Annotated in this window: 14 protein-coding genes; 7 read left to right on the top strand and 7 right to left on the bottom strand. The window is 69.1% G+C overall.

Annotation, left to right across the window (positions count from 1 at the left end; all coding sequences use genetic code 11):
* Positions 1-8: 8 nt before the first annotated feature.
* A complete protein-coding gene (locus ASC46_RS18535; protein WP_055460779.1) occupies positions 9-578 on the bottom strand; it encodes an NUDIX domain-containing protein in 570 nt (189 codons plus the stop codon).
* Between the two features lie 258 nt (positions 579-836).
* Between ASC46_RS18535 and ASC46_RS18540 the strand changes: the two genes are divergently transcribed.
* Positions 837-2,390, top strand: coding sequence for a helicase HerA domain-containing protein (locus ASC46_RS18540; protein WP_055460780.1), 1,554 nt, complete (start codon positions 837-839; stop codon positions 2,388-2,390).
* Positions 2,391-2,507: 117 nt separating this feature from the next.
* Positions 2,508-3,857, top strand: coding sequence for an AmpG family muropeptide MFS transporter (locus ASC46_RS18545; RefSeq protein ID WP_055460781.1), 1,350 nt, complete (start codon positions 2,508-2,510; stop codon positions 3,855-3,857).
* A gap of 6 nt (positions 3,858-3,863) precedes the next feature.
* Here ASC46_RS18545 and ASC46_RS18550 read toward each other — a convergent pair whose 3' ends face one another.
* Complete coding sequence (locus ASC46_RS18550; protein ID WP_245280623.1) at positions 3,864-4,952, bottom strand: YeiH family protein; 1,089 nt, start codon at positions 4,950-4,952, stop codon at positions 3,864-3,866.
* Positions 4,953-5,053: 101 nt separating this feature from the next.
* Positions 5,054-5,950 carry an SMP-30/gluconolactonase/LRE family protein gene (locus ASC46_RS18555; protein WP_055460782.1) on the bottom strand — a complete coding sequence of 299 codons (897 nt, stop codon included), beginning with the start codon at positions 5,948-5,950 and terminating at the stop codon, positions 5,054-5,056.
* A gap of 320 nt (positions 5,951-6,270) precedes the next feature.
* Between ASC46_RS18555 and exbB the strand changes: the two genes are divergently transcribed.
* From exbB to ASC46_RS18570, 3 genes are read left to right on the top strand one after another with little or no spacing between them, the layout of a single operon-like run.
* Positions 6,271-7,332, top strand: coding sequence for a tonB-system energizer ExbB (exbB, locus tag ASC46_RS18560; protein WP_245280624.1), 1,062 nt, complete (start codon positions 6,271-6,273; stop codon positions 7,330-7,332).
* Between the two features lie 12 nt (positions 7,333-7,344).
* The gene (gene exbD, locus ASC46_RS18565; RefSeq protein WP_055460783.1) at positions 7,345-7,791 is read left to right on the top strand and encodes a TonB system transport protein ExbD; all 447 of its coding nucleotides are present in this window, start codon (positions 7,345-7,347) and stop codon (positions 7,789-7,791) included.
* Positions 7,792-7,794: 3 nt separating this feature from the next.
* Positions 7,795-8,751, top strand: coding sequence for a TonB family protein (locus ASC46_RS18570; protein ID WP_055460784.1), 957 nt, complete (start codon positions 7,795-7,797; stop codon positions 8,749-8,751).
* A 12-nt stretch (positions 8,752-8,763) separates the two neighbouring features.
* Here ASC46_RS18570 and ASC46_RS18575 read toward each other — a convergent pair whose 3' ends face one another.
* The 3 genes from ASC46_RS18575 to ASC46_RS18585 all read right to left on the bottom strand — a co-directional run bounded on the left by ASC46_RS18575 (position 8,764) and on the right by ASC46_RS18585 (position 11,272).
* Positions 8,764-9,891: an iron-containing alcohol dehydrogenase gene (locus ASC46_RS18575; RefSeq protein WP_055460785.1), complete on the bottom strand. Its 1,128-nt coding sequence runs from the start codon at positions 9,889-9,891 to the stop codon at positions 8,764-8,766.
* Between the two features lie 47 nt (positions 9,892-9,938).
* Entirely contained in the window at positions 9,939-10,295 is a 357-nt protein-coding gene (locus ASC46_RS18580) for a hypothetical protein (protein ID WP_055460786.1), read from the bottom strand.
* A 149-nt stretch (positions 10,296-10,444) separates the two neighbouring features.
* The gene (locus ASC46_RS18585; RefSeq protein WP_055460787.1) at positions 10,445-11,272 is read right to left on the bottom strand and encodes a GGDEF domain-containing protein; all 828 of its coding nucleotides are present in this window, start codon (positions 11,270-11,272) and stop codon (positions 10,445-10,447) included.
* Between the two features lie 218 nt (positions 11,273-11,490).
* On the opposite strand from ASC46_RS18585, the gene puuE reads away from it, so the two are divergent.
* The gene (puuE, locus tag ASC46_RS18590) at positions 11,491-12,903 is read left to right on the top strand and encodes an allantoinase PuuE (RefSeq protein ID WP_055460799.1); all 1,413 of its coding nucleotides are present in this window, start codon (positions 11,491-11,493) and stop codon (positions 12,901-12,903) included.
* 286 nt (positions 12,904-13,189) lie between these two features.
* Complete coding sequence (locus ASC46_RS18595) at positions 13,190-13,837, top strand: hypothetical protein (protein ID WP_055460788.1); 648 nt, start codon at positions 13,190-13,192, stop codon at positions 13,835-13,837.
* Between the two features lie 163 nt (positions 13,838-14,000).
* Here ASC46_RS18595 and ASC46_RS18600 read toward each other — a convergent pair.
* Positions 14,001-14,332, bottom strand: a 332-nt coding sequence (locus ASC46_RS18600) for an IS5/IS1182 family transposase (protein ID WP_072249585.1), incomplete at its 5' end; no start/stop codon positions are given.

A 14,332-nucleotide genomic window follows, 5' to 3' on the forward strand; every position in this document is an offset into this window, starting at 1 on the left:
CCGCTGCGTCACCGGGGCGCGAACAGCTCCGGCCGCCGCAGGCGCAGCGTCTGCACGAGGGCGAAGGTCTTGAGGTCGGTCAGTCTGCCCCCGTCGGCCATAACGGCGAGCGTGGCGAGCGGCAGCTCGTGGACGGTGATGCGCTCGCCGTCCTCGTCGAGCCCGCCACCGTCCTCGACCCGGTCGGCCTCACGGTATTCGGCGAGGAAGAGCGAGCAGCGCTCGGTGGAGAGGCCCGGCATCGTCCAGGCGCGCACCACGTTGACGAGGCGATCGAGCCGCACGCCCGTCTCCTCCAGCACCTCGCGCCGGGCGCAGGCGGCGGATTCCTCTCCCTCCTCGAGCCCGGCCGGCACCTCGAGCACCCTGTCGCCGCCCTCGCGCAGGATGGGCGCACGGCACTGGCTGGTGAGCAGCGCCACGCCGCGCTCGGGGTCGAAGGCGAGCACTGCCACGGCCGTGCCATGATTCTCCACCTCGCGGTGGATGACGAAACCGTCCTCGAAACGGATCGTGGCGACCTCCACCGTCGTCCAGCCGTCATAGACGATGTGCGTTTCCTCGATACGAGCCGTCATGTCGCCTTCCTTGCGCCATCCTGCGACCGCCGCCCGGCCACGACGATCATCGTTCACCACGACTTTGACGCGAACGCGACAGGAATCGCGTCTCATTACGACATGTTGCGCCTGCCTCCCACCAGCTTCGGCCCTTTGGCAGGCGCTGCCGGTCTTGGCGCGCCTTGCCTCAGGCAGCTATTGATGGGCCGCGCGCTCGCGGGTGCGAATCGCACGGGACCGGTCGCCGGATGGCCGGGAGCCGAAACGAGGAGTGGGATGAAGGTCGGGATCGACATGGGGGTGACGCAGGCGGGCACATCCGCCCTGCTCGATCTCGAGGAGCTGCTCGCGACGCGCCTGCTCGTGCAGGGCAATTCCGGCTCCGGCAAGTCGCACCTGCTGCGCCGCCTGCTGGAGCAGAGCGCTCAGTGGGTGCAGCAGGCCGTGATCGACCCCGAGGGCGACTTCGTCACCCTGGCCGACCGCTTCGGCCATGTGGTCGTCGATGCGATCCGCAGCGAGAACGACCTGACCCGCATCGCCGCACGCGTGCGCCAGCACCGCGTCTCCGTCGTCCTCAACCTCGAGGGCCTCGACTCCGAGATGCAGATGCGCTGCGCCGCCGCCTTCCTCGGCGGCCTCTTCGACGCCGAGCGCGACTATTGGTATCCGATGCTCGTCATCATCGACGAGGCGCAGCTCTTCGCCCCGGCGGCGGCCGGCGAGGTGTCGGACGAGGCGCGCAAGGTCTCGCTCGGCGCCATGACCAACCTGATGTGCCGCGGCAGGAAGCGCGGTCTCGCCGGCGTCATCGCCACCCAGCGCCTCGCCAAGCTCGCCAAGAACGTGGCGGCGGAAGCCTCGAACTTCCTCATGGGGCGCACTTTCCTCGACATCGACATGGCGCGCGCCGCCGACCTCCTCGGCATGGAGCGCCGCCAGGCCGAGATGTTCCGCGACCTCGACCGGGGCCGCTTCGTCGCCCTCGGCCCGGCCCTGTCGCGCCGGCCGCTGCCGGTGACCATCGGCGCCGTCGAGACGAGCGCCCGCAGCGGCAGCCCGCGGCTCCTGCCCCTGCCCGAGCAGCCGCCCGAGGATGCGCACGAGCTGATCTTCACGCCCGCAGAGCCCGAGCCCGTGCGCCCGCCGCCGCGCCGGCCCGTCGCACCGCCGCCGCCCTCGACCAACGACATCCTCGCCCAGCTCGTGCGTGCAAGGCCCGAGCCGCCGGCGCCGAGCGAGCCAGCGGAGCCGCCGATGCCGCCCGCCGAACGCGACGCGCTGATCGACGCCGTGCTCGCGGAAGTGCTCGCCGACCCCGATTCGGCCTTCCGCTCCATCGCCGTGCTCTACCAGGACTTCCTCGTGCGCTGCCGCATCCGCCGGGTGCCGGGCGCACCGCCGGACCTGCCGGCCTTCCGCCGCCGCCTCGCCATGGCGCGCGCCGGCATCGATGCGCAGAGCGCCGCCGAGGAAGGTCCCTGGCATGCGGCGGTCTCGCTGGCGGCGACCTTGCCGGAGGACATGCACGGCGTCTTCCTGATGCTCGCCCGCGCCGCCCACGACGGCGCCCCCTGCCCTTCGGATGCCGCGGTTGCCCGCGCCTACGGCACGCATTCGGCCGGGCGAGCAAGGCGCCTCATCGCCTATATGGAAGAGCGCGGCGTCATCGTCTGCCGCAACGACTTCCGCAACAACCGCGTCATGGCCTTTCCCGATCTCGGCTGGGAGACGGCGCCGGGCGACCCGAACGGGCCCGATGCCGCATTCGGCAGCGAGACGGGCGTGGAGGCCGGCCCTGAAGAAACCTCCACCGCCGGCGCCGCATAGTTAACGGAAAGTCAACGGGATCGGGCGCACCCTAGCCATCATTGCTGCTATGCTGGCCGTGGCCGGCGGTCGCCGCTGTCCGGCGGACCGCGAGCGACGAGACACCGGAATGATGCCGTGACGAAGACCGAGCGCCCCCGCCTCAGCCTCGCCGCCCTCCTCTCGGATGGGCGCCTCGCCATCATGCTGGCCCTCGGCTTCAGCGCCGGCCTGCCCTTCCTCCTCGTCTTCAGCACCCTGTCGGCCTGGCTGCGCGAGGCCGGCATCTCGCGCACCGATATCGGGCTCCTGAGCTACGTCGCTCTTGCCTACAGCTTCAAGTTCGTCTGGGCACCGGTGATCGATCGTCTCGACGTGCCGGTGCTGTCGGGCCTCGTCGGCCGGCGCCGCGCCTGGATGCTGACGGCGCAGGGCGGCATTGCGCTCGGCCTCGTCGGCATCGCCCTGAGCGATCCAGGAACGAGCCTCGGCGTCACGGTGGTCTGCGCGCTCGTCGTCGCCTTCTTCTCGGCGACGCAGGATGTCGTCATCGACGGCTGGCGCATCGACGCCGCCCCCACCGAGCGGCAGGGCATGATGTCGGCCGCCTACCAGCTCGGCTATCGCCTCGCTCTCATCTGCGCCGGCGCGGGCGCGCTCTACATCGCCGATTTCGTCGACTGGCGCAGCGCCTATCTCGCCATGGCCGCCGTCATGGCGGTCGGCGTCGGCGCGAGCCTGCTCGCCCCCAATCTCGACATCGGCCGCGAGCGCGCCGCGCCGCGGGGCACCTCCTTGCTGGCACGCGCCCAGGAAATGGTGGTCGAGCCCTTCGCCGACCTCGCCCGCCGCAAGGGCCCCTTGATCGTCGCCATCCTCGCCCTCGTCGCGCTCTTCCGCCTGCCGGATTTCGTCGCCGGCGTGATGGCCAATCCCCTCTACATCGACCTCAGCTTCTCCAAGTCCGAGATCGCCAGCGTCTCCAAGCTCTATGGCGTGTGGATCGGCATTCTCGGCGCCTTTGCCGGCGGCATCGCGGCGACGCGCCTCGGCCTGTGGACCACCCTGCTCATCGGCGCCGTCAGCGCCGCCGCCTCGAACCTGATGTTCGCCTGGCTGGCGCTCGAGGGGCACAACCTCAATCTCCTGATGCTCAGCATCAGCCTCGACAACTTCGCCGGCGGCTTCGCCGGAACGGCGCTGATCGCCTACATGTCGAGCCTGACCTCGCCCGCTTTCGCGGCGACTCAATACGCACTCCTCAGCTCGCTCTACGCCCTGCCCGGCAAGGTCGTCGGCGGCCTCTCCGGCTACATGGTGGACAGCTTCGGCTATCCGACCTTCTTCATCCTCACCGCCGCCATCGGCATCCCGACGACGCTCCTGTGCATCGCCCTCAGGGGCAGCATGGCGGAGAAGAAGGAGGATGAGGAGGCGACCGCCGTGCCGGCCGGTGCCCCAGCCCCCACGCCCGCGGCGCGTGGCTGAGGCCCGTCAGCCGAGAAGGGCGAGCCCGGCGACCGAGATGGCGAGGATGACGAGCGTCACGCCGGTGGCGATGACGACATGTCGCCAGCCAAGACTTGCCAGCGCCCGCGGCGACGTGCCGAGGCCGAGCGCGGCGATGGCGAGCAGCAGCCCGGTGCGCGAGGCCTCGTTGAGCACTCCCGTGACCGGGCCGGGCAGCAGGGCGTAGCTGTTGACGAGGACGAGTGCCAGGAAGACGATCGCGAAGACCGGCACGGGCACGCGCGCCCGCGCCGTGCTGCCGCCCTGGCTCGCGAAATAGAAGGCGACGGCGAGGACGACCGGCAGCAGCAGGAAAACGCGGAAGAGCTTGACCACCACCGCCGTATTGCCCGCCACCTCCGACACCGCGTAGCCCGCGCCGGCAACCTGGGCGACATCGTGGATCGCCGCCCCGAGGAGGGCGCCGGTCATGCGCTCGTCGAAGCCGACGAAGGCCGCGAGCGGCGGGTAGAGCAGCATGGCGAGCGTCGCCAGGGCGTTCACCGCCACGACGACGAAGGCAACGTCGGCTTCCCTTTCCTTGTAGTCCGGCAGCACGCTGACCGTGGCAAGGGCCGCCGAGGCGCCGCAGACGGCTGTGGCACTGCCGACGAGCGCGCCATACGCATCGCTACGGCCGAAAAGGCGCGCCAGGCACACGCCCGAGACGAGCGTCGCCGCCATGCCGGCGACGACCACGACCATGACCTGCCAGCCAAGGCCGAGGACGTCACCGACGGCGATTTTCAGTCCGAGCAGCGCGACGGCCCAGCGCAGCACCTTCTTGACGCAGAAGGTGAGCCCCGGCCTGAAGACCAGCCGTTGTGCCACCGGATTGAGCAGGATGCCGATGACGAGCGCCAGCACCATCGCCGGCAGGCCAGCGGTGGCACCGAAGAGGGCAGCGGCAAGGCGCGCCGCGGTGGGCTCGAGCAGCGTCGCGACGACGCCGACCGCCGCCGCGAGCAGGACCCCTGGCACGACATCGCCAAGGCCGCCCATGCGCCCGTTCAGGCGCCCGCGCGCCGCGGGCGACGAAGCTTCGGCGGTCGATCCGGGGGTGGAGGCGGTCATGGGCGAGGCACCGGCTGCAATCCGCCCCTCTCTATCCCCGCTCGCCGCAACCGGGAATGGCGGAAGGCGGGCAACGCCCATGCGCCAGCCGCGTAGCGTGCTCAGCGCACCGGCCGGCGGAATAGCGGCTCCGGCAGACCGGGCACCGGCGCGCGCATGGAGAAGATGCCGCCGGACTGCGGCAGGCGCGCAAGTTCCTCCTCCGGCCGCCCGTCCCGCGCCGAGGTGACGAAGATCGTCTGCAGGTCCGCCCCGCCGAAGGCGATCATGGTCGGGCACCGGGCGGGCACCGGATATTCGGCGAGGAGCTCGCCCTGCGGCGAATAGCGCTGGATGCGGCCGCCCTCGAAGAGGGCCGTCCAGTAGCATCCCTCAATGTCCACCGCCGCACCGTCGGGCCGACCCCGGTCGGCTTCCGTCGGCGTCAGGCGCACCCATTCCTCGCGGTCGGCGAATTCTCCGGTCTCGATGTCGTAGCGCTGGCGATAGACAGTGAAGGCCGGCGTATCGGAATGATAGAGCCAGGTGCCGTCCGGGCTGAAGGCGAGGCCATTGGACGTGAGCAGACCGCCGATGAGAGGTGCCAGGCCGCCCTCGTCGAAGCGGTAGAGATGCGCCTTGCCGCCGGCCTTGGGCTCGTCGATGGTACCGACGAGGAAACGCCCCGCCGGGTCCGTGCGCCCGTCGTTGAAGCGGCTCACGGCATGGTCCTCGGGATTGGCAGCGAGGCGCTCGCGCACCGTGCCGTCCGCCTCGACGAAGAAGAGACCCGTGCGCAGCGCCGCGATGAAGCCGCCGCCCTCGACGAGCACCACCGAGCCGATGTCCTCTGGCATCGCCATGGCCTCGTCCACGCCCGTCGCGGGGTCGAAGCGATGCAGGGCCCGGCCTTTGATGTCCACCCAGTAAAGAGCCTGCTCCGCCACAGACCAGACCGGGCTTTCGCCGAGGCGGGCGCGTGCGTCGAGCACGCAGGTGAAGGGTGACCCCTCGCTCATGTGGCTTCGCTCCGTGTTGTTGATCTTCTCAATAGGGCAGTCGCCGCCCCCGCGCACCGTTTTTCGTCGCGCTTTCCACTTTGCGCATACCAGCGGCGCATTCAGCGCCGAGCGAAGCCGCCTGCTGCAGAATGGCGCCCGAAAATAATAAATGCTCCGTAATTCATCGCGCCTCTGCCCTCTTTGGAATTATTTCAATTTAGATTTTTCGATTTTTACTTGCCAACTACCGTGTATCTATTGCAGCAAAGCACATATGCCTGCCTGCCGCAGGGCGACCGCGGCAGGTGAAAACAGACCGACAGCGAACGAGGCCGGACATGACTGCAACTCAGCCGCCTGCCGGGCGCGAGGCACGGCGATGGATCGCCTTGCACATCGCTGGCACCGCGATACGCCGCCTCGCGATCGTTCTTGTTTTCGGCGCGCTCTCGATCGTCGCCGTCGAGGCGCAGCAGGACACGGCGCAGCCCGGCGCTGCTGCCCCCGCGCAACAGGAAACCGCGCCGCAGGCCGCGCCGGCAGCGGATCAGCCTGTCGCGACCGAAGGAGCGGAGCCTGCGACAGCAATGCCCGCGCCCCCGCCCGCCGGGGAGCATGCTGCTCTGAACGACGCCGCGCCCCCGGGGGTGACAGCCCTGCTGCCGCACGACCTGTCGCCCTGGGGCATGTTCATGGCGGCCGACTGGGTCGTCAAAGCGGTCATGATCGGCCTTGCCTTCGCCTCTGTCGTCACCTGGACCGTGTGGCTCGTCAAGACGCTCGAACTCGCGGCCGCGCGGCGCGCCGCCCGGCGGGTCAATGCCGCACTCGCCCGGGCCGCGACGCTGGACGACGCCCTCAAGGCGATCTTCGACCGCGACCGCGTTGCAGCGCGCAGCCCGGCGGCGAACCTGCCGCGAGCGGCGCAGGGCGAGGTGGAGCGCTCCGGCGCCATGCCGGCCGACGGCATCAAGGAGCGTGTCGCCATCTCCATCGCCCGCATCGAGGCCAATGCGGCCCGGCGCATGACGCGCGGCACCGGCCTCCTCGCCACCATCGGCGCCACGGCTCCCTTCGTCGGCCTCTTCGGCACCGTCTGGGGCATCATGAACTCCTTCATCGGCATCTCACAGGCGCAGACGACCAACCTCGCCGTGGTGGCGCCGGGCATTGCCGAGGCGCTCCTCGCCACGGCCATCGGCCTCGTCGCGGCCATCCCCGCGGTCATCATCTACAATGCCTTCACGCGCTCCATCGGCGGCTACAAGGCCCTCCTCGCCGATGCCGGCAGCGAGGTGATGCGCCTCCTCTCGCGCGATCTCGACCGTCGCGACCTTGCCGCCCAGGGACGGCGCACGAACCTGCGCGCCATCTCCGGCCTGCCTGCCGCGGCGGAATGAACAGGCAGCACCATGGCCGTCCAGCTCGACCACCGGGATGACGATCTCGCCGAAACCCACGAGATCAACGTCACGCCGTTCATCGACGTCATCCTCGTGCTGCTCATCATCTTCATGGTGGCCGCGCCGCTCGCCACCGTCGACGTGCCGGTGGACCTGCCCGTGTCGAACGCCGCCCAGCAGCCGCGGCCCGAACGGCCGCTCTACCTCACCATCAGGGCAGACCTCGGCCTCACCCTCGGCGAGGAGACGGTGACCCGCGAGGGTCTTGCCGCCGCGCTCGATGCAGCGACGAAGCGCAACCGCGAAGAACGCATCTTCTTGCGCGTCGACCAGGCCGTGGCCTATGGCGATGTCATGCAGGTAATGAACGCGCTGCGCGCCGCCGGCTATCTCAAGGTGGCGCTCGTCGGGTTGGAGCAGGCGGCAGCCGCCGCGGCGCCCACGGCGAGCCCCTGACGGATGCATCACCCCGGCTTCACCGCTGCGGAACATCCGGGCCGTCTGGCGTTGCGCTGGACGCTCGCCGGCACGGTTGTGCTGGCCGTGCACGGCCTCGTCGCCATCGGCCTGCTGCGCTCGGCCATGCCGTTCCAGGATCCCGGCGAGCCGCCGGCGACGGTCATGGTCGACCTCGCCCCGCTCACCGCCGCCCCGCCGAGCGAGGCGAGCGACGAGGACACGACACCGGGCGAGGACGCCGACACGCAGCCGACGGAGGCCGAGGAGGAGCAGCCCAAGCCGCCCGATCCCCAGCCCGTTCCGGAAGAGCCGGCCGAGCAGCCGCCGCCGGAGCCTCTGCCCGATCCCGTCGTCGAGCTGCCGGAGCCGGCGCCGACGCCCGATTTCGCCGAGCTGGTGACGCCGGCCGAGGTCGCGGCGCTCGATGTGCCGCCGCCGCCCGATGTGCCGACGCCGCAGGTGACGCTGCCGCCCCCGACGCCGCCGCAGCGCCCGCCGGAGTTGACCCCGCCCGAGCAACCCAAGATCGCGGCCGTCCAGCCCAGGATCGAGCGCCGCCCCCCGCCGCCGCAGCAGCGGCGCACGCGCGGCAGCCTGGCGCCGCAGGAGAACGAGGCTGCCGCGCCGGCGGCGCCGCGCGAGGGCTCGGCCCCCGTGTCGGGTCAGACGAAGATGGAATGGGCCGGCAAGGTCGTGGCACACCTGCGCCGTCACATCCGCTATCCCGACCGCGCCCGCGCCGGCACCGTGACAGGTTCCGCACAGCTGTTGCTGCGGCTCGATGCGGCGGGCAACGTGCTCGCTGTGCGCATCGCGGCGAGCAGCGGCTCGCCCATCCTCGACGCCGCCATCATCGACGGCGCCAGGCAAGCGAGCCCCGTGCCCTCCCCCCCACCAGCCATGATGCAGCAGGCGACGCTCAACGTTCGCGTGCCGGTCAACTTCACCCTGCGCTGACCGGTCCCCCGATCACACCAGCACCGCGCGCAACAGCGCCATGTAGTCGTCGCCGGTCGCCGCACGCGGATTGGTGGCATTGCTGTGATCGGCGAGCGCCTTCTCGACAACGCTCGGCAGCATGGCCTCGGTGACGCCGAGCGTCCTGATGCCTGCCGGGATGTTCAGGCGCCGGTTGAGCGCGTCGAGTTCGGCGGCGAGGTCCACCTCAGCCGGCAGGCCGAGCGCCGCCTTGATGCGCGCAAGCTTGTCGCCGACATGGCCGGCGTTGAAGCGCACCACCGGCGGCATCAGGATGGCGTTGAGCGTACCGTGATGCAGCGACGGCTCCTTGAGGCTGCCGAGCGCGTGGCTCAGCGCATGGACCGCGCCGAGCCCCTTCTGGAAGGTGAGGCCGCCCTCGAGTGCGCCCATCATCAGTTCGGTGCGTGCCGCGAGGTCGGAGCCGTCGGCAACGGCCCGCTCCAGGTTGCGCCAGATGCGGCCGGCGCCGTCGAGGGCGATGGCCTCGGCCGGCGGATTGTCGCGCGGCGACAGGAAGGTCTCGATGCAATGCGACAGCGCGTCGAGCCCCGTCGCCGCCGTCAGCCCCGGCGGCAGGCCGAGCGTCAGCTCCGGATCGCACAGGGCGAGCCGCGGGATGAGATGCTGGCTGATGATGCCCACCTTGCGCCCGTCGGCCAGCGTCATCAGGCTGGCGCGCCCCACCTCCGCGCCGGTGCCGGCCGTCGTCGGTATGGCGACGAGCGGCGCGACCGCTGCCGTGATATGGACCATGCCGCCGTCGATGGCGGCATAGCGCGCGAGCGGCGCCGGATGCGTGGCGAGCAGCCCCACCGCCTTGGCGAGGTCGATGGGCGAGCCGCCGCCGAGCGCCACGAGCCCGTCGCAGCCCTCCGCCTTGTAGAGCGCGAGCGCGGCGAGCGCCGCCTCCTCGGTCGGGTTCGTCGGCACGTCGAGGAAGACCGGCGTGCCCTCCGGGCAGAGCGCCCTGACGCGCTCGACGAGCGGCGTCGCGGCAAGGCCGCGGTCACTGACGAGGAGCGGGCGCCGGATGCCGAGGCCCGTGAGGCTCTCAGGCAGCTTGGCGAGACTGCCCGGCCCGAACTCCGTCGTCGTCAGGTAAGAGATGATGCCCACTGCTTCCCCCTATTCCGCCTTTGTATCTTTCCGCGCGGCCCCGCCGGTCAGTCCGGATCAGCCGCAGCATCGGCCGCGAGGTCGAGCCGCCCCTCGACGACGGCCCGCCCCCTGATGGTGGCGCCCGGCTCGAGCCCGGCGCACAGGAACCAGAACGCATGGTCGCCGGCCGGCACGGCAAGATCGAGGTCGATCCGCAGCCGGTCGCTGACCACCGCGGCGGCATGCACCACCCGGTCGTCGTTCCAGACGATGGCATAGCCGATCTGCCGGCGCGGCATCGGCTCGTCGAGCTCCAGCGTCAGCCGCTCGTAACGCAGGGGCAGCAAGGAATAGTCGACACATTCGTGCGCAATGCGCCCGTATTCGTCGACCTCGACGGAAAACGACGCCTCGAAACGCATACCGACACCACGACCCGACTGAACGCCACATGACGCAACTTGCACTTCTACCAGCGAAACATGATTCGTGCCGCTGGCGCAGGGCCGCCGCTGCATGGCAGCCATGGCTTCATGTCTCTCAACAGGAATGTCGCGCAGCGTGCCGCCGTTCAGCCCGCCGGCGCATCGGCAGGCGTTGCCGCAAAGCGGATCGCCGCACCGCCCGCGGCCTTGGCCGCATAGAGCGCAGCATCAGCCTCGCGCATCAGATCATCGACGACGGCGCCGACGAGCGGGCGGAGGGCAACGCCGACGGCAGCGGAAACGGCATGGCGCCGACCGTCGATCACGATCGGCTCCCCGATGACCTCAACGAGCCGCTGGGCGACGGCCGCGGCATCCTCTCGGCCGGTAATGTTGGGACAGAGAACCGCAAACTCGTCCCCGCCGAGCCGGCTCAAGGTAGCCTCCCGCGGCAGCGCGCCGCCGAGGCGCTGCGCCACGACGACGAGCAGCCGGTCGCCGACCGGGTGGCCGTGCCGGTCGTTGACCGCCTTGAAGCCGTTGAGGTCGATCAGCATGAAGGCGAGGGTGGCACCGGCACGCTCCGGCCGTGCGCGCATCTCCTCGAAGGCCCGACTCAGCACGCGCCTGTTGGGCAGGCCCGTCAGCGGGTCGAGCATGGCAAGCTGCTCGGCCTCTTGGGCCCGCTCTTCTGCGGCGACCCGCCGCGCCTCTTCGCGGCGCTGCTCGGAGAGCCGGCGCAGCGAGAACAGGAAGAGCACGATGCCGAGGATGAGGCCGAGCAGCAAGGCCTCGTCGATCTCGATCTTCTTCTCCGGCGGATCGGTGACATAGCCGCTCGTGAAGATATCGTACTGCCAGGCGACGAGCACCGCGAGCGCCATGGCCGACACGAGCAGGAAGAGATCCTGCAGCGTGCTGCGCAAATGCCAGTCGGATGGCCTGATGGCGCCGTGGATCGCGGGCGTGCTCACGGGGGTCCTACCTCATCCGGCGGGACGGTTGTCCCAGACATTGTCACTACAACAGTGCATACCGCTTGCCAAAGAGGCGAAGATGCAAAAACGGGCGGCCGCGACAGCCGGCCGCGCCGGCACCCCCCCGTTGATTTCCGCCGCGGCCCGATGCTTGCTTGGTGCCGGGCGCGGCCTCCCGGCCGCCCCTCCAGCCGCTGCCTCCGGAGCCCTTCGCCATGACGAGCCCCTATCCCCGCGACATGATTGGCTACGGACGCCACGCGCCCGATCCCCTCTGGCCGAACGGGGCGGCGATCGCGGTGCAGTTCGTCCTCAACTACGAGGAGGGCGGCGAGAACAACATCCTGCACGGCGACGCCGCCTCGGAGGCCTTCCTGTCCGAGATCGTCGGCGCCCAGCCCTGGCCGGGGCAGCGCCACATGAACATGGAGTCGATCTACGAATACGGCTCCCGCGCCGGCTTCTGGCGCCTGTGGCGCATGTTCACCCACCGCGGCCTGCCGGTGACGGTTTATGGCGTCGCCACCGCGCTCGCCCGCAACCCGGAGGCCGTCGCTGCCATGCAGGAGGCGGATTGGGAGATCGCCAGCCACGGCCTCAAGTGGATCGAATACAAGGATTTTTCCAAGGAGGAGGAGCGCGCTCACCTTCTGCAGGCGCTCGAGCTGCACGAAGAGGTGACGGGCGCGCGCCCGCTCGGCTGGTACACCGGCCGCTGCTCGGCCTTCACCACCGACCTCGTCATGGAGGAGGGCGGCTTCCTCTATTCCTCCGATTCCTACGCCGACGACCTGCCCTATTGGGTCGAGGGGCCGCACGGGCCGCACCTCGTCATCCCCTACACGCTCGATGCCAACGACATGCGCTTTGCCGCCGTGCAGGGCTTCAATTCCGGCGACCAGTTCTTCGCTTACCTCAAGGACAGCTTCGACACTCTCTATGCCGAGGGCCTCGAAGGCGCGCCGAAGATGCTCAACATCGGCCTGCACTGCCGCCTCGTCGGCCGGCCGGGCCGCGCCGCGGCGCTCGCCCGCTTCCTCGACTATGTCGCCGCGCATCCGCGCGTGTGGGTGCCGCGCCGCATCGACATCGCCCGCCACTGGTACGTTCACCACCGCCCGGCCGGCCTCGTGCCGAGCCGCCTCTCCGCCCCGCGCTTCATCGCCCTCTACGGCGACGTCTTCGAACATTCCCCCTGGATCGCCGAGGAGACGCACCGGCGCGGCCTCACCGCCGCCCAGGACAGCGCCGAGGGCCTGCACGCGGCCATGTGCACCGTCCTGGCGCATGCCCCGCGTGAGAAAAAGCTCGCCCTCATCAAGGCCCACCCGGACCTCGCCGGCCGCCTGAAAACCGCCGAGCTCGCCCCCGATTCCCGCCGCGAACAGGCCGGCGCCGGCCTCGACCGCCTGACGGCCGAGGAGAAGACGACCTTCCTCGCCCTCAACGACGCCTACAAGGCCCGCTTCGGCTTCCCCTTCATCATGGCCGTGAAGGGCAGGACCAAGGAGGAGATCCTGGAGGCTTTTCAGGCGCGGCTGGCGAACACGCCGGAAGCGGAGTTCTCGACGGCGATGGCGGAAATCGAGCGAATCGCGTTGTTGCGGTTGAGGGAGAGGGTGGGGTGAATATTCGAATATGCCGGCATGGCGCCTATAAAAGGCGGAAGCATCCATCGAACCGGAGCGCCCTTGGATTTCTGATTCAGTTTGAGGCGGCTTACCTTCCTCCGTTCGCAGATCGCGGGCTCTTGCGCTTTGGCTACCGTTACGCGCCTGCCTCCGATAGCCGGCGCTACTCCCCGTCCGAAGCCGCCGCATTTGTTCCGAATATCTTCCAGAAAGATTACGGAACAAATTGACACGTCGCCACACCGACGGCATCATCCGCATGCCGTTTTGAAAGGACTGCGGAATGACAAATGTTTTCGGAAAGCCGGGAAAGATTGCAAGCCGTCGTAAGCTTTTTGAGTTGGGCCAGCGCGCGCTTGAGCAAGCGGGCTGGCGCATCGAGCGTATCCAAGGAATCGGCAAGTCCAGCGTTCGCAGAATCGTGAGGGGAGCCGAACGGCACACCGTTTCCATTCGCACGACGCAGGACACGTGGATTGCCTTTCCGCGGAACGAGGACGACAGCGGATGGGTCACGCTGGACGACGTCGACTACGTCGCGGCTGTCACCGTCGATGACAAGGACAACCCGAAGCGTGGCCTGGTCTACATGGTGGACGGCGACGAAATGCGAGAGCGTTTCGATCGTGCTTACCGTGCAAGACTGGATGCGGGGCACAGCATCCCCATCGGGCGCGGCGTTTGGGTTTCGATGTTCCTTCCCGAAGACCCAGAGACACCGTCATCGATCGGTGGCGGCATCGCTCTCGGCAAGCAACCTCTTCTTACCGCGAAGCTGGATGGCGCGGACGACGGAGCGGCAGCCGAACTCGTAGTTCAAGCGCCCATGCCGCACCAGGAGGCGCCCTTAACCATCGCGGAGGCGAAGCGGCGTTTGGCACAATCGCTTGGAGTCGATCCTGAGAAGGTCAAGATTGTGATTGAAGCGTAAGATGCGGCAATAAGCCAGCAACGGCCTGTTTTTCACCAGTATTCACAAACTCAATGGGAGCAATTTGGGACTTTGGAGGGCGGATTATTGCTATCTCAATTCTGATGATACTTGGAATATATTTGTATTGCTGTGGATTTTTGCTAGCGTCTCGCAGGACTTCCTAGGCCGTAGACTCATAACCGCGTAGCCAGATGCGGATGGACGCGAGCTTCACGGCGGCGAGGAAGTTTTCCGCCGTCTTGTCGAAGCGGGTGGCGATACGGCGGAAGTGTTTGATCTTGTTGAAGAAGCGCTCGACGAGGTTGCGCGCCTTGTAGAGGTGCCTGGAGAAGCAGATCGGGTCCTTGCGGTTGCGCTTGGGCGGGATGTTCGCCCATGCGTTCCGCTCGGCGACGGCAGCGCGCAGGTCGTTGGCGTCGTATCCCTTGTCGGCCAGCAGCATTGAGCCCGGCGCGAGATGCCCGATCAGGTCTTTGGCACTCGCGAGGTCGC

The organism is Chelatococcus sambhunathii (assembly GCF_001418005.1).
In the GTDB taxonomy this organism is placed as follows: Bacteria; Pseudomonadota; Alphaproteobacteria; order Rhizobiales; family Beijerinckiaceae; genus Chelatococcus_A; species Chelatococcus_A sambhunathii.

What these genes read in the sequence shown, in the direction of transcription:
- ASC46_RS18580 (WP_055460786.1), bottom strand. Translation starts at nt 10,295, where the DNA reads ATGCGTTTCGAGGCGTCGTTTTCCGTCGAGGTCGACGAATACGGGCGC.
- ASC46_RS18570 (WP_055460784.1), top strand. Translation starts at nt 7,795, where the DNA reads ATGCATCACCCCGGCTTCACCGCTGCGGAACATCCGGGCCGTCTGGCG.
- ASC46_RS18595 (WP_055460788.1), top strand. Translation starts at nt 13,190, where the DNA reads ATGACAAATGTTTTCGGAAAGCCGGGAAAGATTGCAAGCCGTCGTAAG.
- ASC46_RS18540 (WP_055460780.1), top strand. Translation starts at nt 837, where the DNA reads ATGAAGGTCGGGATCGACATGGGGGTGACGCAGGCGGGCACATCCGCC.
- exbB (WP_245280624.1), top strand. Translation starts at nt 6,271, where the DNA reads ATGACTGCAACTCAGCCGCCTGCCGGGCGCGAGGCACGGCGATGGATC.
- ASC46_RS18535 (WP_055460779.1), bottom strand. Translation starts at nt 578, where the DNA reads ATGACGGCTCGTATCGAGGAAACGCACATCGTCTATGACGGCTGGACG.
- puuE (WP_055460799.1), top strand. Translation starts at nt 11,491, where the DNA reads ATGACGAGCCCCTATCCCCGCGACATGATTGGCTACGGACGCCACGCG.
- ASC46_RS18555 (WP_055460782.1), bottom strand. Translation starts at nt 5,950, where the DNA reads ATGAGCGAGGGGTCACCCTTCACCTGCGTGCTCGACGCACGCGCCCGC.
- exbD (WP_055460783.1), top strand. Translation starts at nt 7,345, where the DNA reads ATGGCCGTCCAGCTCGACCACCGGGATGACGATCTCGCCGAAACCCAC.
- ASC46_RS18550 (WP_245280623.1), bottom strand. Translation starts at nt 4,952, where the DNA reads ATGACCGCCTCCACCCCCGGATCGACCGCCGAAGCTTCGTCGCCCGCG.